The 17,935-nt window shown below is 65.6% G+C and carries 17 protein-coding genes; 6 read left to right on the forward strand and 11 right to left on the reverse strand.

Going from position 1 to position 17,935, the window contains the following annotated elements; genetic code table 11:
* Nucleotides 1–132: 132 nt before the first annotated feature.
* Together KDG50_06460 and KDG50_06465 are read right to left on the reverse strand one after the other, a co-directional pair.
* Nucleotides 133–579, reverse strand: coding sequence for an NfeD family protein (locus KDG50_06460; GenBank protein ID MCB1865054.1), 447 nt, complete (start codon nt 577–579; stop codon nt 133–135).
* Nucleotides 576–1,499: an SPFH/Band 7/PHB domain protein gene (locus tag KDG50_06465; GenBank protein ID MCB1865055.1), complete on the reverse strand. Its 924-nt coding sequence runs from the start codon at nt 1,497–1,499 to the stop codon at nt 576–578. Before KDG50_06465 ends, KDG50_06460 begins: the two co-directional genes overlap by 4 nt.
* Here KDG50_06465 and KDG50_06470 point away from each other — a divergent pair.
* From KDG50_06470 to KDG50_06485, 4 genes are all read left to right on the forward strand, one after another.
* A complete protein-coding gene (locus KDG50_06470; protein ID MCB1865056.1) occupies nt 1,498–2,310 on the forward strand; it encodes a tRNA 2-thiocytidine biosynthesis protein TtcA in 813 nt (270 codons plus the stop codon). The two genes, KDG50_06465 and KDG50_06470, sit on opposite strands and share 2 nt — an antisense overlap.
* 793 nt (nt 2,311–3,103) lie before the next feature.
* A complete protein-coding gene (locus KDG50_06475) occupies nt 3,104–4,153 on the forward strand; it encodes an efflux RND transporter periplasmic adaptor subunit (protein ID MCB1865057.1) in 1,050 nt (349 codons plus the stop codon).
* Nucleotides 4,146–7,385: an efflux RND transporter permease subunit gene (locus tag KDG50_06480; protein MCB1865058.1), complete on the forward strand. Its 3,240-nt coding sequence runs from the start codon at nt 4,146–4,148 to the stop codon at nt 7,383–7,385. Before KDG50_06475 ends, KDG50_06480 begins: the two co-directional genes overlap by 8 nt.
* 82 nt (nt 7,386–7,467) lie before the next feature.
* Complete coding sequence (locus KDG50_06485; GenBank protein MCB1865059.1) at nt 7,468–8,259, forward strand: sterol desaturase family protein; 792 nt, start codon at nt 7,468–7,470, stop codon at nt 8,257–8,259.
* Nucleotides 8,260–8,343: 84 nt separating this feature from the next.
* Here the strand turns inward: KDG50_06485 and KDG50_06490 are convergent, their stop codons facing one another.
* The gene (locus KDG50_06490; protein ID MCB1865060.1) at nt 8,344–9,189 is read right to left on the reverse strand and encodes a hypothetical protein; all 846 of its coding nucleotides are present in this window, start codon (nt 9,187–9,189) and stop codon (nt 8,344–8,346) included.
* A gap of 51 nt (nt 9,190–9,240) precedes the next feature.
* On the reverse strand, nt 9,241–9,504 hold the full coding sequence (locus tag KDG50_06495; GenBank protein MCB1865061.1) for a YcgL domain-containing protein: 264 nt from the start codon (nt 9,502–9,504) through the stop codon (nt 9,241–9,243).
* Nucleotides 9,505–9,976: 472 nt separating this feature from the next.
* Between KDG50_06495 and KDG50_06500 the strand changes: the two genes are divergently transcribed.
* Both KDG50_06500 and KDG50_06505 read left to right on the forward strand, forming a co-directional pair.
* Nucleotides 9,977–10,567: a TetR/AcrR family transcriptional regulator gene (locus tag KDG50_06500; GenBank protein MCB1865062.1), complete on the forward strand. Its 591-nt coding sequence runs from the start codon at nt 9,977–9,979 to the stop codon at nt 10,565–10,567.
* A 30-nt stretch (nt 10,568–10,597) separates the two neighbouring features.
* Nucleotides 10,598–11,128, forward strand: a complete 531-nt coding sequence (locus KDG50_06505; GenBank protein ID MCB1865063.1) for a hypothetical protein — start codon at nt 10,598–10,600, stop codon at nt 11,126–11,128.
* Nucleotides 11,129–11,519: 391 nt separating this feature from the next.
* On the opposite strand, the gene KDG50_06510 is transcribed toward KDG50_06505, so the two are convergent.
* The 7 genes from KDG50_06510 to KDG50_06540 form a co-directional block, all read right to left on the reverse strand.
* Nucleotides 11,520–12,002, reverse strand: coding sequence for a Crp/Fnr family transcriptional regulator (locus KDG50_06510; GenBank protein MCB1865064.1), 483 nt, complete (start codon nt 12,000–12,002; stop codon nt 11,520–11,522).
* A gap of 102 nt (nt 12,003–12,104) precedes the next feature.
* Entirely contained in the window at nt 12,105–12,527 is a 423-nt protein-coding gene (locus KDG50_06515; protein ID MCB1865065.1) for a hypothetical protein, read from the reverse strand.
* A complete protein-coding gene (locus KDG50_06520) occupies nt 12,524–12,907 on the reverse strand; it encodes a c-type cytochrome (GenBank protein ID MCB1865066.1) in 384 nt (127 codons plus the stop codon). The genes KDG50_06515 and KDG50_06520 overlap by 4 nt, the downstream gene beginning before the upstream one ends.
* 4 nt (nt 12,908–12,911) lie before the next feature.
* Nucleotides 12,912–13,508 (reverse strand): DUF3365 domain-containing protein, encoded by a 597-nt coding sequence (locus KDG50_06525; GenBank protein ID MCB1865067.1) that lies wholly within the window; start codon nt 13,506–13,508, stop codon nt 12,912–12,914.
* 123 nt (nt 13,509–13,631) lie between these two features.
* Nucleotides 13,632–15,050 carry a cytochrome c3 family protein gene (locus KDG50_06530; protein ID MCB1865068.1) on the reverse strand — a complete coding sequence of 473 codons (1,419 nt, stop codon included), beginning with the start codon at nt 15,048–15,050 and terminating at the stop codon, nt 13,632–13,634.
* Nucleotides 15,051–15,059: 9 nt separating this feature from the next.
* Nucleotides 15,060–17,036, reverse strand: a complete 1,977-nt coding sequence (locus KDG50_06535) for an NAD(P)/FAD-dependent oxidoreductase (GenBank protein ID MCB1865069.1) — start codon at nt 17,034–17,036, stop codon at nt 15,060–15,062.
* Between the two features lie 205 nt (nt 17,037–17,241).
* Nucleotides 17,242–17,820, reverse strand: coding sequence for an ANTAR domain-containing protein (locus KDG50_06540; GenBank protein MCB1865070.1), 579 nt, complete (start codon nt 17,818–17,820; stop codon nt 17,242–17,244).
* Nucleotides 17,821–17,935 lie beyond the last annotated feature (115 nt).

The raw sequence follows: 17,935 nt of genomic DNA on the forward strand, positions 1-17,935 counted from the left end.
ACGGTCCGGTGCGACCTGCGAGACCCGATAGGCAATAGCACGGGGCAGCCGCCGGGTCAATGTCCGCGACGGCGAAAGGACGGAATTGGTGACCCGTGGCAGGATCGCGGCCTGCCGCCGCGCAGCCGGTGACTATTCGGTACCGACAACCACCAGCACGGCGCCGTCCACGCCTGCGACCTGCACGCGCGTGCCGGCGGCGAGGTCCGGGCCCGCGATGCGCCAGACGGTGTCGTCAAGCTTCAGGGTGCCGCGCCCGTTGGCAATGGGTTCGGCGAGCACGGCTGTGCGGCCGATGTACTGCTCGCCGCGACGGTTCAGAGCCGGTCGATCGGTCTGGATCGGACGCCGGCGCAGGTATGCGCGCCAGGCCACGACCGAGGCCAGGGTAAGCACCGCAAACAGCACGAGTTGCGCCTGCCAGGGGAATGCGGGCACCAGCCAGACGACGAGCCCGACCACCCCGGCGGCGATGCCGAGCCACAGGAAGAACGTGCCCGGAGCGAGGAGTTCGACGACCAGCAGGGCGGCGCCGACGATCCACCAGCCCCAGAAGTCGAGCGGCCAGAGGGTCATCATTTGGCGTCGGTGGAGCGACGCTCCAGCGCGCTTTTCGCCAGCTCGCCGATGCCGGCCAGCGAGCCGATCAGGCTGGATGCCTCGATCGGGATCAGCACGACCTTCTGGTTCGGCGCGGTGCCGATCTCCTTGAGCGCCTGGGTGTAGCCCTGCGCGACGAAGTAGTTCACGGCGTTGACGTCGCCCTTGGCGATCGCCTGCGAGACCATCAGCGTGGCCTTCGCCTCGGCCTCGGCCAGTCGTTCGCGCGCCTCGGCGTCACGGAACGCGGCCTCCTTGCGGCCCTCGGCTTCGAGGATCGCCGACTGCTTCTGACCCTCGGCCTCGAGGATCTCCGACTGGCGCAGGCCCTCGGCCTCGAGGATGCGCGCACGCTTGTCGCGCTCGGCCTTCATCTGCCGCGCCATGGCATCGACCAGATCGCGCGGCGGCGTGATGTCCTTGATCTCGATGCGGGTGACCTTCACGCCCCAGGGCGAGGTCGCGTCGTCGACGACCGACAGCAGCTGCGCGTTGATCTTGTCACGCTGCGAGAGCAGCTCGTCGAGGTCCATCGAACCCATTACGGTACGGATGTTCGTCATGGTCAGGTTCAGGATCGCGTGCTCCAGGTTCGTGACCTCGTAGGCCGCACGCGCGGCATCCAGCACCTGGTAGAACACCACGCCGTCGACCGAGACCATGGCGTTGTCGCGGGTGATGACGTCCTGGGTCGGCACGTCGAGCACCTGCTCCATCATGTTGAGCTTGCGGCCGATGCGATCGACGACCGGCACGATCAGCTGCAGGCCCGGACGCAGCGAACGGGTGTAGCGTCCGAAGCGCTCGACGGTCCATTCCTCGCCCTGCGGGATCGATTTCACGCCCATCAGGACGATGACAATCAGCAGCACGACGATCACAATCACGAATATGTCCATGGCCGAAGACCCTTCCGATCAGGTGAAAACGCGGGAAGCGCAGAGTATACGACGCGACCCGCAGGCCGTCAGTGAACGGCCGGCGGCCGCGCGCCCGCCGAAATCCCTGCTGCGCGCGGCGGGCCGGGCGATTGCCGACTTTCGCATGATCAACGCCGGCGACCGCATCCTGCTGGGCGTGTCCGGCGGCAAGGATTCGCTCTCGCTCCTGCAGGTGCTGCTGCATCTGCAACGGCATGCGCCGGTGCGGTTCGATCTGGGCGTGATCACCGTCGACCCGATGGTCGAGGGTTTCGACCCGTCACCATTGCGGGCCTATTACGGCGGGCTGGGGCTCGAATATTTCTACGAGCGTCAGCCCATCGTTGAGGCGGCGCAAGCGGGGCTGAAAGGGGATTCGTTCTGCGCGTATTGCGCGCGCATGAAGCGCGGCATCATCTACCGCGTGGCGCGCGAAAACGGCTACGGCGTGGTCGCGCTCGCGCAGCATCTGGATGATCTGGCCGAGAGCTTCCTGATGTCCGCGTTCCATGGCGGACAACTCCGCACCATGAAGGCGAACTACACGATCAACGCCGGCGACCTGCGCGTGATCCGGCCACTGGTGTATGCGCGTGAACGACAGACCGCGGCGTTTGCGGTCGAAGCCGGCCTGCCGGTCGTGCCGGATTCGTGCCCGGCGTGTTTTCGCGCGCCGACCCAGCGCGAGTATTTCAAGGCGCTGCTTGCACGCGAGGAGGCCGAGAACCCGCATCTGTTCGCGAACCTGCTGCATGCCATGGAGCCGCTGATTGCACGGGACTCGGGGTGAACTCGCCGAGGGTGCGCTACTCGCATCGGAGCCAGCCGCCAGCTAATCGGCAGGCGCGGGATTTCGATCGAGATTCCGCGCACCGTGTTCAATGATCGCGTGCCGGAAATGGTGCGTGGTACGCACCCTACATGTGTGCGGTGTGCGGGTGCGCATGGCGCACCGGTGCCAGCGGCCGGTCAACCACAGAGGCGCAGAGGTCGCAGAGATTTTCAGGGAGCAAGGGTGCCCACGGCGCACCGTGTTCCATGATCACACGCCGGAAATGGTGCGTTTTTCGCACCCTACATGTGCGGTGTGAGGGTGCGCACGGCGCACCGGTGCCAGCGGCCGGTTAACCACAGAGACACAGAGATTTTCAGGGAGCAAGTGTGCCCGCGGCGCACCGTGTTCTAAAGATCACGCGCCGGAACTGGTGCGTGGTACGCACCCTACATGTGTGCGGTGTGCGTAGGGTGCGCACCGCGCACCGGAAGGCGCTTGAAATGCAGTAGGCGGTGCGTGTTGCGCACCTGCGGAGCTGCAACGAAGTTCCTCTGCGTGCTCCGCGTCTCCGCGGTTCAGAGTCAGCCGCAGAGGGGGCGTGTTGCGCAACCGATCGGGGGTCACGGAATCCGGCGACGTGCCGTCAGGCCGAATAGGCCGAACAGGCCGAGGCCCAGCCGTGGCGCGCGGCCGTGGAGCAGGTCCCGGGCAACGTTGACAATTATCATTCGCCGTCTGGCGATAAACGCCTAGAATGGGTGCATTGAATCTCAGGATGAATGCGATGAAAGCAATCCCACTGGCTTTGATGCTGGCCGGGGCGGCGGTCGCCGCCCTTGCCAATGACCGTGATTCCGCGCCGTCACCGGCCGCCGCCGGGCTCGAAACCGCGGTCGCGACCGTCGAGGTCGTTGCGCGCGAGCGCCGGCTCGACGGCGTGGTCGAGGCCGTGCACGAAGCGACAATATCGGCGCAGACCGCGGGACAGGTCGCCGAGGTGCTGTATGACGTGCAGGACGTCGTCGAAAAGGACGCCATCGTCGTGCGGCTGCGCGACACCGAGCAGCGCGCGGCGCTGAACAAGGCAGAGGCCGACCTCGCCGAAGCGCAGGCGGTGTTGCGCGAGCAACAAGCCAACTACAAGCGGGTCGCCGAACTCAAGCAGCGCGACGTGGTGTCGCAGGCCGAATTCGACAAGGTCGCCGCTGGGCTGAAGACCGCCGAGGCACGCGCGAAGGCCGCCGAGGCCGGCGTCAAGCGCGCCCGCGAGCAGGTCGAGTACACGGTGGTGCGCGCGCCGTACACCGGCATCGTCACCAAGCGACATGTGAACGTCGGCGAAAGCGTGAACCCGGGCACGCCGATCATGGCCGGCTTTTCGCTGGAGAAGCTGCGCGTGCGCGCCGAGGTGCCGCAACGGCTGATCGAACCGGTGCGGGCGCTGAAGCAGGCGCGGGTGCTGACCGATGGCGGACGCAGCCTGGCGGTGTCGAAACTGACGATCTTTCCGTACGCGACCGAAGGCTCGAACAGCTTCGTCGTGCGGCTCGATCTCGACGAGGCCGACGGCGAGCTGTTCCCGGGCATGTTCGTGAAGGTCGCGTTCGTGGTCGGCATCGAGGAGCGGCTGGTCGTGCCCAGGAGCGCGCTGACCTATCGCGGCGAGGTCACCGGCGTGTATGTACAGGGCAACGACGGCGCGCTGGCGCTGCGCCAGGTGCGCCCGGGCCGGCAGATCACCGAGGAGCGCATCGAGGTGCTCGGCGGCCTGCTGTCGGGCGAGCGCGTCGCGACCGACCCGATCCGCGCCGGCGTGCAGCTTCGCGAACAACTGAAGGCGGCGAAACGCGATGGCTGAAACGCCCATGGGACTGTCCGGGCGCATCGCCCGGCAGTTCCTGACCACCCAGATCACGCCCCTGCTGGCCCTGGTCGGGCTGTTGCTTGGGGCGTTTGCCATTGCGATCACCCCGCGCGAGGAAGAGCCGCAGATCAACGTCACCTTCGCGAACATCTTCGTGCCGTTCCCCGGCGCCAGCGCGAAGGAGGTCGAGGAACTGCTGGCCACGCCCGGCGAACAGGTGCTCTCGGAGATCAAGGGCATCGAGCACGTGTTTTCGACCTCGCGCGCCGGGCTGGTCGTGTTCACGGTGCAGTTCAAGGTCGGCGAGGACCGCACCTCGGCGCTGGTCCGGCTCTACAACAAGATCGTCTCGAACCAGGACTGGCTGCCGCAGGGGCTCGGCGTCGGCGAACCGTTGATCAAGCCCAAGGGCATCGACGACGTGCCCATGATCACGGCCACGCTGTGGACGCGCGATGCGACGCGCGGCAACCGCGACCTGCTGGCGGTCGCCCATGCGCTGGAGGCCGAACTCAAGCGCGTGCCCGGCACGCGCGATATCTACACCATCGGCGGGCCGCCGCGGGTCATCCAGGTCGCGCTCGATCCGGCGCGCCTGGCCGGCTACGGCATCGCCGTCAATGACCTGCGCAATGCGCTGGCCGGCGCGAACTTCTCGGTCGACACCACCTCGGTCACGGTCGCCGACCACGAAATCCTGATCAAGGCCGGCGAGCTGATCTCCTCGGTCGACGAGGTCGCCGCTCTAGTGGTCGGCGTGTTCGAGGGACGGCCGGTGTTTCTCGAAGACGTCGCGACCGTGCACGAGGGGACCGACGATCCGAACGCCTACGTGCGATTCGGCACGGGTCCGGCGTCCGAACTGTTCGGCATTCCGGCCGATGTCGGCACGCAGCCGGCCGTGACGCTGGTCGTCGCGAAGAAGGAGGGCGAGAACGCCGTCAAGGTCGCCAAACGCATCATCGACCGAATCGAACAGCTCGAGGGCCTGTTCATCCCCGAGGGCATCGAGGTCACGATCACGCGCGACTACGGCGCCACCGCCGACTACAAGGCCAGCAAGCTCATCCAGAAGCTGAGCTTCGCGACGCTGTCGGTCGTGCTGCTGGTGCTGTTCGCGATGGGCTGGCGCGAGGCGATCGTGGTTGGGTTTGCGATCATCGTCACGCTGGCCGCGACGCTGTTCGCCTCCTGGGCGTGGGGCTTCACGCTGAACCGCGTGTCGCTGTTCGCGCTGATCTTCTCGATCGGCATCCTCGTCGACGACGCGATCGTCGTCGTCGAGAACGTGCATCGGCACCTGGCGCTGGGTGCGCGCAATCTCGTGGAGATGATTCCGCGCGCGGTCGACGAGGTTGGCGGACCGACCATTCTCGCCACGTTCACGGTCATCGCGGCCCTGCTGCCGATGGCGTTCGTCACCGGGCTCATGGGCCCGTACATGAGCCCGATCCCGATCAACGCCTCGATGGGCATGCTGCTTTCCCTGGCCGTGGCGTTCGTCATCACGCCATGGCTTGCGAACCGGCTGATCAAGGCCGGCGGGCATGGCGGGCATGCGCATGAAGAGGAGGCCGCGCCGGCCTGGCTCGTGCGGCTGTTCGAGAAACGTGTCGGACCCTTCCTCGATCCGGATCACGGTCAGAAGCGCCGCCGCAAGCTGTTCATGGTCATTGTCGTGCTGATCATCGCGGCGAGTTCGCTCGCCCTGGTCAAGCTGGTGATCCTCAAGATGCTGCCATTCGACAACAAGTCCGAGGTGCAGATCGTTTTCGACATGCCCGAGGGCGCCAGTCTGGAGACCACCGCGCGACTACAGGACGCGGTCAGTGCGGAACTGCGACAGATCCGCGAGGTCGCGCACTTCCAGATCTATACCGGCACGGCCTCGCCGATCGGCTTCAACGGTCTGGTGCGCCAGTACTATTTGCGCCGCGGTGCGAACGTCGGCGACATCCAGGTCACGCTGGTCGACAAGCATGATCGCGACCGCACCTCGCACGAGATCGCGCGCGAGATCCGCGAACGCGTCACCCCGCTCGCCGTCGACGGCGCCAGCATCAAGGTCGTGGAGGTTCCGCCCGGGCCACCGGTGATGGCGCCGCTGGTCGCCGAGATCTACGGCCTGGACTACGACGGCCAGATGCAGGTCGCCGGAATCGTTCGCGGCGTGTTCGAACAGACACCGGACATCGTCGACGTCGATGACAGCATCGAGGCACCGCAGCCGCGCGGCGTGGTCATCGTCGACCGCGAACGCGCCGCACGTCTGGGTGTGACGCAGACCCAGATCGCGCGCGCGGTGCAGACCGTGCTCGGCGGCGAGGACATCGGCTTCCTGCACGGCGAGAACATCAAGTACGCGGTGCCGATCCGGCTCGCGTTCTCGATCGAGGACAAGGCCAGCATGGATACCTTCCTCGCGCTGAAGGTGCGCGCGAACGACGGTTCGCTGGTGCCCCTGTCGGAGGTCGTGACCGTGCGTCGGTCCATCCGCGAGCAGTCCATCCACCACAAGGACGGCCTGCCCGTGGTGTATGTGACAGGCGACATGTCCGGCGAGACCGACAGTCCGCTGTATGGGATGTTCGAGATCTTCTCGAAGCTGCGCCAGACACCGGTGCAGACCGGCGCGCCGCTCGAGCAGTCGTTCTTCGGTCAGCCGGCGAATCCGTATCGCTATGGCATGAAGTGGGACGGCGAGTGGCAGGTCACCTATGAGACCTTCCGCGACATGGGCATCGCCTATGCGGTCGGCATGCTGCTGATCTATCTCCTCGTCGTCGCGCAGTTCCGGTCCTATCTCGTGCCCGTGATCATCATGGTGCCGATTCCGCTGACGGTCATCGGTGTCATGCCTGCGCACGCGCTGCTCGGTGCGCAGTTCACGGCGACCTCGATGATCGGCATGATCGGGCTCGCCGGCATCATCGTGCGCAACTCGATCCTGCTGGTGGATTTCATCAACGAACAGGTGCGCGCCGGCGTCGCGTTCGAGAAGGCCGTGCTGCGTTCAGGCATCGTGCGCACAAAACCGATCGTGCTGACCGGCGCCGCGGCGATGCTCGGCGCGTTTTTCATTCTCGACGACCCGATCTTCCAGGGCCTTGCGATTTCGCTGATCTCGGGCATCTTCGTTTCGACGATCCTGACGCTGGTCGTGATCCCGGTCATGTACTACGCGTTCATGCGCAACCAGGTCGAACGCATCCGCAACGCGGCCTGAGGCGGGCGGACCCGTGGCGGAGTTCATCGCCGAGCACGAAAAGGCCATCCGGCTCGCGGCGTTCGCCGGCATCCTGCTCGCGATGATGGCCTGGGAATGGTTTGCGCCCCGACGCGCGCTCACGCTCTCGCGCTGGCGGCGCTGGCCGTCTAACCTCGGCATCGTGGTGCTGAACACGCTGGTCCTTCGGCTGCTGTTTCCGGCCGCGGCGGTTGGTGTGGCGGCGTTCGCGGCAAGTCAGTCGTGGGGCGTGCTGAATCACTTCGGCGTTTCCGGATGGATGGCCGTCCTCGTGAGCGTCGTGGCGCTGGATTTCGTGGTCTGGCTGCAACATGTGATGGTGCATGCGATTCCGGCGCTGTGGCGGCTGCACCGGGTCCATCATGCGGACCTCGACTACGACGTGACCACGGGCGGACGATTTCATCCGTTCGAGATCATCGTTTCGATGCTGATCAAGTTCGCCGCGATCCTGGTCATCGGGCCACCCGTGGTCGCCGTCGTGATCTTCGAGGTCGTTCTGAACGCGACCTCGATGTTCAATCACGGCAACGTGCGCCTACCGGCTGGTGTGGATCGCTGGCTGCGCTGGCTGGTCGTCACACCCGACATGCACCGCGTGCACCATTCGGTCGACGACGACGAGACGAATTCGAACTTCGGTTTCAACCTGCCGTGGTGGGACCGGCTGTTCGGCACCTATCGGGCGCAGCCGCGCGGCGGCCATGACGGCATGCAGATCGGACTCAATGGCCTGCGCGATCCGCGTTCGGTCGATCGTCTGGACGGCATGCTGCTGCTGCCGTTCACCGCACCGGTCTCTGACTACGTGATCAACCGCCGCAGCTTCGGCAATCCGCCCGGAGATCGCTGACCGGTTGTTTGAGTGAACTCGTCAACAGCCCGCCATCGCCTTCGTTCCCCCGCCGTGCACGCAGTTCGATAACTGGGTCGGGCGTCAGTCGTCCGGCCGCGGCGGCAGGACAAGGGGTTTCGGCGGGCGGCGATCGAGATGCGCCTGGACTTCCCGGAACAGGTTCTTTGCGGCGCCCGGGGTGCGTTCACGGCCGAGGTAGCGGCACACGAAACGCATGCATTCGTAGGGGCACAGCAGCTGCACGGCCATGCGCCCGAGGCAGGAGAGGTCCACGACCACCCCTCGGTGTTCGCGAAAGCGCATGCGCGAGGCCCGCGGGGCATCGATCCAGATCGTCTCCCAGTGGCCTTCTCGCTGTCGGACCAGCACGTTGCGCCACTTGATGTCGTGGTGAAAGAACCCGCCTGCGTGTGCGGTTCGAAGCTGTTTCGCCAAACCGTCGGACAACTCACGAGCGATGGCCCGGCGCTCGACGCGTGGCAGCGGGTACCAATGCTCAAGCGCGAATTCGCTCAGGTCGATGGTATCTGCGATTCCTCGCGTGACGACGAAGGTCGCGATCAACATCCCGAAGATGCGACGTTCGCCGAACGCGATGACCTCCAGCGACGGCACGCCAAGTCCTTGCAGACGGTCATAGGCCCAGGCCTCGACCGCGGCCTTGCCGGCGCGCATCCAGAACTCGAGCCAGAACTTGCGCGGGTAGACATAGCGCTTGAAGTAGACGACCTCACCATCGGCCAGCGTGGTTCGGAAACAGCGGGTCGCCGGGGATTGCGATACCAGCTGGTCGCCCTCGACGGTCGCCCAGTCCGTGCCCGGACCAATCCCGGCGTCCGCGAGGCGTGCCGACCACTCGGGCGCGATCCACAGCCGCTCGCCGTGGAAGGCTGCGGGCCGGCGCTGGAATCGCGGCGGTGTGCTCATGTCTTGGAGGCCAGCCGCGGCAGGGCGGGCCCCAGGTCGCACGCGCGCGGTTCAGGCAGGCGACGTCGGATCATCGTGCACGTCGTCGCGCGGCGGAAGCTGGATGTGAAAGCCGTGGTCTGCGAGATTCTCCCGCACACGTTCGATGTCCTCGCGCGCCAGCTTCCGGCCCGGCGACAGCTCCAGCTCCATGGCGAGTTCGAGCGAGCCGACATACCCCCGTAACTCCGCCGGCATCGCGCCGAACCCCTCGGGCTCGGCAAGGTAGACGTACAGCCCGGGCTTCGGGCGGCTGCGGTAGATCCAGCATTTCATGGTCAGGGTCGGTACGCAGCTAGGAAAGAGTGAATACGTTCAAGGCTTGTGTGCATCAGATGCCCACGCAGATACAACTGCCACGCCGGCATTCAGCCCACGCCCCAATGGCTCGATTTTTGGTGTCCACATTTGCAGGTAAAAGAACTGGGGGTCTTCGGCTTGAAATAGCCACACTCACAATTGGGCTCAACGCAGTGTGTTCCGCCGAATGAGTCCGTTGTCGTTTCGCCTGATCGCTGGTCGTCAGATGGCGGCGTCTTATCCCTGTTGTTCATTTCGGGTTGCGTCTCCAGGTCGCTGATCAAATTAGGATCGCCCTATGGTAGCCAATTCTTCCTGCGGCCCTTTTGCCCACGCGTGGCGGTAGATGCGTGCCGGTCATTCGCGGTCTTGTGGGCGAATAGGTGCCTCGCACGGTGATTGTAGATTGCCTCTTGACGAATCGAACGTTCGTACTATTATTAGCAACATGAACAAGGGCGAACAAACGCGCAGTGCGATCGTGGCCACGGCCGTGGATCTGGCCAGCGTCCAGGGTCTGGACGGGCTTTCGATCGGCCAGTTGGCAGCCCGGACCGGGATGTCCAAAAGCGGCCTGTTCGCGCATTTCGGCTCGAAACAGGCCCTGCAGCTCGCGGTGCTTGAAGATGTCGCGGAGCAGTTCGTCGCTGAAGTCCTGCGACCGGCGCTAAAGGTGCCGGCCGGACTTGGACGGCTGCAGGCGTTGTTCGACCGCTGGCTCGACTGGGCCACGGCTGAGGCCTTCCCGGGCGGCTGCCCGCTGGTTGGCGCGACGATGGAGCTGGATGATCGCCCGGGTCCGCTACGCGATTATCTGGCCGCGGCCCAAGGTACTTGGCTCGGATCGATTGCACGCGTGGTCCAGGGCTGCGTGGACCGGGGTGAGTTCGCTGCCGATGTCGACCCCGACCAGTTCGCCTTCGAGCTGAACGGCATTTACTTGGCCCATCATTTTTCCAAACGTCTGTTGCGGGAATCTGGCGTCGCCACCCGCGCGCGCGCCGCGTTCGACCACCTCGTGGCGCGTTCACGCGCCTGAACCCGACCCACCCCTGAAAGGAGCACCGCCATGTTGTACTCGGCCTTTTTGATGCATCGTAATAGCACGATCGTTCGTTTACAGAAGGACCACATCACACGCCGAAACCGGACCCGGGCTTCGGCCTGGACCTTGAAACCGAGCGGCAGTCACTTCGGCCTCGACACGCCGGTCGACTGGGCCGGCACACTAGCGGTTGCGATCGGATTTTCGCTCGCACTGGTCTTGTTCGGCGCCGGACTGGCACCGGACTGGCTGGATCATCGGACGCTGGCGGCCATTGCCGGGACCACCGCCCTGCTCTACCTGGGACTTGCGCTGAACGCGACCCGCTTGCGCGATGCCGCGATCGGGCTGGCCACAACGGCACTGAGCTTTACGCTCGCGGTGATATCGCTGGATGCCGCGACCGGCTGGTTGGCCGCGGCCTGGGCCGTGCACGGGTTCGGCGCTACCGCCATGCGGGTCAGCAGCGTTGCCCCCGGCATGCCCGGTCGCCACCTCGCGCCGGCCTGGGCCGCGCTTTCAATCACGCTGGCCGCGACCCTGGTACTGGGTTGAACGCGGCGCGACTGCGGAGCGCAAACACCCGGCGGAGCAACCGTGCGTGGTGTGAGTAGGGTGCGCACCGCGCACCTTGTCAATTGATCACGCGCCGGAAATGGTGCGTGGTACGCACCCTACATGTGCAGTGCGAGTGCGCACGGCGCACCGTTGAGCGGGTTGCCGCCCCCATGGTGCGCATTGCGCACCGTGAGCCGGGGATCGAGTTCGGCGCAGGTGCGCACGTCGCACCGGAAGGCTTGAAATGCCGCATGCGGTGCGTGGTACGCACCCTACATCTGCGGTGTGAGTAGGGTGCGGTCCGCGCACCGTATGGGGTGATCGCGCGCCGGAAAAGGTGCGCCTTCAAATCGCCGCAGTTCCGGAAAGCGCGCGGTGGACCCTGTTCTCAGTGACGACCGCCGGTGCGCGCGATGTAATTGGCGAGGTGGTGCGACTCGATGTTCATGCGCATGAGGTTCTCGTGCGCAATCCGGAACAGGCTGCGCATGACCTTGTAGACGACCATCGGATGGGACATGACCAGCCCCTCGAAAGAGGCGGGCTGCATGGTGTAGACCATCGCCGCACCCAGCGCACGCAGCGTCGCGCGCCGCGGGGCCTGATCCACGAACGCGCGCGTGCCGGCCACCTCGCCGGGTTTCATCCGGTACACCACGCTCTCGCGGCCATCGTCATCGCTGACGACCGCGAGCCGACCGGCGGCCAGCAGAAACAGGCTGCTGTCGCGCTCGCCCTGCCTGACCAGCACCTCGCCATCCGTGAGCGCGCGGACCTGCATCGCGCCGGCCAGCGCCTCACATTCGTCGCGGTTGAGCTCGCGCCCGAGGTCGGAGCGCGCCAGTAGATCGCAGTCGGGTTCAGTGCTCATCGTTGGACATTCGTGCGGGCGCGACGCGCCGCTTCAACATCCGAAATTGTACACACTGGCGGCGCCCGGGCATCCCACCTCCGGGCGTCGCCGGCACCGCCCTCAGGCGGCCTTCTGCGCGGCGGCGGCCGCGTCCTTCATGGTCGTGGCGAGCACACCGTAGGCCGTGGCCCAGGCCTGCTCGACCTCGGCCGTGAACGCCGGACCGAGTCCCTGCGCAAGGGTCCACAGCAGCGCCGCACCCACGGTGTCGTAGTGTTCGTCGGTGACGCCGTAGTCCACATGCCGACGGCCGAGATCCTGCACCGCCGGGACAATCGCATCAAGATTGTCGAGCCCGAGCACGGCGGTATTGATCATCTTCATGAGCTTCGCGCCCTGCATGCGCATATCGCCCTTGAACATGGGCTTCAGCGACGGGTCGAGTTCAAAAAGCTTGCCGTAGAACAGAGCGGCGGCCTTGTCCGCGATCGGCAGCACGGGCGACCAGGTGCTCTGGACGAGTTTGATCTGTTGGGGAGTCATGGTTGTTTCTCCAGTTCGTACAAGTAAAGACGCGCCAGTGCCGCCATGTAGTCTACGGCGGCAATGACTTCGGGGTCGCTCAGATCGGGGTTCCCGCCACGGGGCGGCATGTAGGCATCGTCACTGCCGAAGAACCCTTCGATCGCATGCGCGTGCAACATGCCGAGCGGTTTTTCCAATCGCGCACGCCATTGCCCGGGCCTGCGTGGATTCGGCGCGCCCGCCACGCCGAAGGCGTGGCAGGTCGCGCAGTGGTCCAGCCAGATTCCACGACCGTATTGAAGGTGCGGATCCTCGAACCGGGCAAAATCTTCTTCCGCGTGGAGCGGAACGCACGCAAGCATTGCCAAGCCCACGCAGAGCGTTCCCGCGGCACGCACGTTGTCAGCCTTCCACAGGAATGCGGATGACCACGCCGCCCATCACGTCGCCGATCTTGAAGTCGTCCCTCGGCGTATCCGGGTGGGCGTTGTGGCAGGCGGAGCACACGGGCGCGACCGCGGTGTCGGCGTACACGGCGGTGAAGTACTTCACGCCACCGAGTTCCTCGGTCGTGTAGTAGTTCTTGCCCTTGTTTTCGGCCACGAACTTCAGTCCGACCTTTTCGGCGTCGGTCTTTGGGGAGTTCTGCTTGTTGATCGGCCACAGCGACTGCAGCGAGTAGCTGAACTTCACGTCCGGCATATCCTTGGCCTTTTCCATCGCGTGCTCTGAGCCGAAGCGGAACATCTGTGCCGGCAGCGGCAGCGACTTGTCGTCCTCGAAATGCTCGGTGGCCTTGATGACCTTCTCCTGCTTGACCAGCCGGTTGACGACCTTGCGCGTGTAGACGGTGCGGTCGGAGTCCATCACCAGATGCAGCGCGTCGGCCATGGCCTTCACCGACACCATCGCTTCTCCCGCGGCGGTGGCGACAAAGCCGGTCGCCAGTGTTCCGGTTGCGGCAAGCGTCACGAGACGCATCGTGCGTTTCACATTCATTTCAGTTACCTCGCGTTTCACGTAAAGATGCAGAACTGCCGGATGACCCGGCAGGTGTCGACGACGGCACAGCGACCGTGTCGCAACGGGTCGATTCGATGGCCTTGCAATTCGCCCGCCATCTCAGAACCCGAACATTTCCCCATCGTCTCCACCAGCGGCAGCCTTGGCGTCTGCGCGTTCCTTCTCGGCACGCGCCAGTCGCATCGTTTCGTGTACCCCCTGCGGACGTCCCTGAAAGTTATTGGTGATCAGTTTCCCGTCGGCCAGGGAACCGAGAGAAAATTCAAGTCCATGACAGTTCAGGCAGGCCGAACGCAACATCTTCGAGTTCGGCGAGAGGTTCGCACTCTGGTTGTGTTGCACCCCGACACGTGACATCCACTCGTTCACTGCGACATCCACCCGCGGCATGTGACAGGCGGCACAGGACACACCACTGCCGGACGGCCCGTCACCGGCGAGTTCGGCCTGCCACGATTCGAAGTGCTTCGATTTGCGGTAGGCGAGACTGTGCTCGTCGGCGTGACAGCCAAGACACGCCTCGACCTGCGCGTGACGCGTATCGAAGTCATGTGCGCCATGACAGGCGACACAATCGAGCTTGAGATCGGCCGCATCCGCCTGCATTGGCAGCCGCGCTGCGGTCGGCTTCATCGGATCGAGTCCGTGGGCAAGTCGCATGCCATGCTTGCCGGCACCGTGGCCGCCGATCTCAACCGCGTGACAGGCCTTGCAGCCGTTGCGATCCGGGCGTTCGTGCCAGACGGCCGCTTGATCCTGCGAAGGTGCGTAGACATGACATGCACTGCAGTTGACGCCGGCGTTCGCGTGAGATGAGGCAAGCCACTGTGCGCGCAGCGTTGCATCGCCGACGGATTCCGCCGGCGCATCCATCTCGGATTCGGTCAGCAGCCGCACCGGATATGCCTTGTGCGGATAGTCCGACAGCTCTGGCACCAGCGCCGCGAACTCGAGTGCGGGTCGCACCTGTTCATCGAGCATCGCGGGTTCGTCCAGGTGTTTGGTCAGAAAACGCGTGTAGAGATCGCGGTTGTCGTGAAAATTGTGGCAGCCCGAATCCTTGCAGGTCTCGAACCCGAGCCCTGCGTGGGACGGCCGGTCCTCGGCGATGTCCTCATGACAGGTCGCACAGACGTCGACTGGCCGCGTAAGACCGTCGCGCGCCGTGATCTCGGGTCGGTGTTCGACGTGACAGGTCGTGCAGTGCAGGGCGTCGATGCGCTCGAGCCGATCGGCATTGCGTGGGTCCTCGAACTTCGTGCGCGGATGGGAATCCTGTGGTTTCTTGCGATCCGCGCCATGGCAGTCGATGCAGGCCTGCTGCAAGACCTCGCCACCACCGAAACGCTCGGTATGGCAGAGATGACAGGCGTCCGCGAACTGGTGATGACCGTCGCTCAACGGGCCAGGCATGTAGGCGGTCTGCGCGGTCGGCTCGAGCATCGCATACGCCAGCCAGGCGGCCAGTGCCAGCGAGGCCAGGCCCCAGCCGCTCCACCACAGTGTCTTGCGCGACATCGCCATGGCTCAGAAGTAGTAGGCCTTGACGATATGCGCGGCGAGCAGCACGGGTACCGGCCACAGCACGAGCAGGTGCAGCCACACGGCCGAACGCCTCAAGGTGGTGGCCTGCCCGCGCGGCAGCCGATGCTCGGTCGCGATCACCAGCGCCGCGACCGCGCCGGCGAAAAGTGCCAGTGCGAATGCGGTGGCAAGCCAGCGATTGAGGTTTTCGCCGAAGCGGAAACCGGTGTGGGCGGCAAACACCGCAAGCACGCAAAGCCCGAGCACCGCATGCCAGACACGCCAGCCGGCGAACGCACCGAGAGACAGGCGCCGCACGCGTTTGCGAACAACGATTGCGCTCAGACCAACACCGAGCGCGAGCAGGGTGTAGCCGCTCAGCTGACGCCATAGCCCGTCGCGCCAGATCTCGTCCCAGGGCACCGCATGCTGCGCGGATTGCGCAAAAGGCAGTGCCGGTAGAAAGACCGCGAGTGCCAGAAGGATCAATGCCGTGAGCGCAAGCGCCCCCTGCGCCGCATGTCGTTCCGCGGGCGCGAGCTGTCCCTGACCGACGAGTTCAGCGAGCAGCGGCCGGCACGAGCCACAGACATTCGATGCGCCGGTCGCCTTGCGCAGGCCATCGACCGTTGTGTAACCCGCACGCATCGCGGCCGACAGTTCGCCACGACAGATGTTTCTGCAGTTGCACACCACCGACGCCGCGGGCCAGCGCGCCACGGCCGCGCTCTGCGCGCTCGCGTAGAGATCGCCGGTGCGGCGAAACCGCCAGAGCTGCCATGGCCATACGCGCCGGTTGCGCAAAACGGCCGCATGGATGCGCGCGCCCTGCTCCCATGGGCCATAGGCGATCACGCCGACGAGCCGGTCGCGGTGAATCACCAGGCGGCGATAGCTCTGGTCGTTCTTCCAGACGACGTCGCGCGCCAGACCGATTGCGGCGTCGGCCGCGACACGGCCGGCACTCAGCACGCTCTCGCCGACGACCTTGAGCTGCGTGCCGGGAACCGAGCCACGGTAACGGGCCTCGCCGCGCAACACGGTTTCCGCAGCGACGGCCGCCTGATCCAGGCCAGGCGCGACCAGCCCGTAGATCTTGCCATCGTGCTCGGCACACTCGCCGATCGCCCAGATGTGCGGATCGGACGTGCACATGCGGTCGTCCACCCGTACGCCCCTGCCGACCGACAGCCCGGCGTTGTGCGCGAGGTCGACATTCGGGCGTATGCCGGTGGAAAACACCACCGTATCGGTCTCGACCACGCGGCCGTCACGCAACCGTACCCACTCGACCCGCCCGCGGCCGCCGATTTCCTCGACCGCCTCGGACAGGCGCAGGTCCATGCCGAGGCTGCGCAGATAGGCGGCCAGCCGGGCACCGGAATCCTCGTCGAGCTGCGCCATCATCGGCCACGGTGAATGCTCGACGAGGCAAACCTCGGTGTGCAGCCGCTGCATGGCGCGGGCGGTCTCGATGCCGAGCAGGCCGGCGCCAACCACCACCACGCGACGCGCGCGCGTGCGCCGGGCGGCGAGCCGCTCGGCATCGGCGAGATCGCGAAACGTAAACACACCCGAGAGCTCGCGACCAGGAATCGCCGGCACGTAAGGCCGCGAACCGGTAGCAAGTACGAGCATGTTGTAGGTCCAGTGCGCACCGCCGGCATCGGTGACCGAATGCAGCCGACGATCGATCTCGGTGACCCAGCGTCCCGGCAGCAGCGTGACGTTGTCCGGCAACGTGCCGTCGGTCAGATCGCCGAGCGTGACCGCACCCGCGAGATAGCCCGACAGGCGCACGCGGTCGTACGGCAACACACTTTCTCCGGAAAACAGGCTGATCGCGAGGCTCGGCGCGCGCTTCGCAAGCCGGCGCGCGAACGCGATGCCGACCGGACCCGCGCCGATCACGGCAACGTCGGCGTGCCGTGTGGCGGGCGCGGCGGCGGTACGAGCAACGTGTTCTGCAAGGGCAGCCATGATTTCTCCAGGCACAAAAAAGGCGCTTGCGCGCCGGCTCTTCCGTTCAAGAGCCACGCACAAACGCCGTTGTTGGTTTGCAGCCCGGCAGCGGGCTGGCTTGTTCGGGCGCGCGCTGCATCGCGCACGCCCTCTCATTCAATTCAGCTTCGCCTCAGCGGCGGGCGCACGCTTCGGCTGGATCGTCTGCGCGCGCAGTCTCGGTTCAGCCCAGCAGCTCCGCGCTGTCGAGCAGTCCGCGGGCGATCGCCCCCATGCGCTGGTTTCGCTGCATCGCGAGCCTGCGCAACAGATGGTAGGCATCGTTTTCGGAAAGCCCGCGTCGGTTCATCAACATGCCCTTCGCGCGCTCAACCAGCTTGCGTTCGTCAAGCTGCGCCCGCGTCTCAGCGAGGTCGGTTCGCACCTGCGCGCATTCGGAAAACCGCGCATGCGCAATGCGAACGACCGCATCCAGCTGCAGGGCCGAAGTCTCATCGACCAGAAATGCGCCGACGCCGGAGTGCGCGAGCTGATCAACGGTGTCGCGGTCTACGTCATCCGCGATCAGCACCGTCGGCACATTGCGCGCGATCTGTACCTTGCCGAGCAGGGAAAAGAACTCCGCGTCCGGACGCCGGCGCCCGATCACCAGTACATCGGGCATCTCGTGCGACACCGTCGCCGCGAGGCCGTCGAAACCCGACAGCTGCGCGAGCACGCGATGTCCGTACTCGCGCAGGTCCGCGACCAGCGCATCGGCACGGGCTTCGTTGCGTTCGGCGACAACCACGCTCAGTGACATTGCGCAAAGGGCCAGCGCCCGGGTCGGTGACTCACGAACTGGACCAGAGCAAAGGGCGTGCCAGTCCATCACGGTGGCCCGACGTGGCCGTGAAAGAAGCGAGATATCAGGCGGT

Source organism: Chromatiales bacterium (assembly GCA_020445605.1).
GTDB lineage: Bacteria > Pseudomonadota > Gammaproteobacteria > JAGRGH01 > JAGRGH01 > JAGRGH01.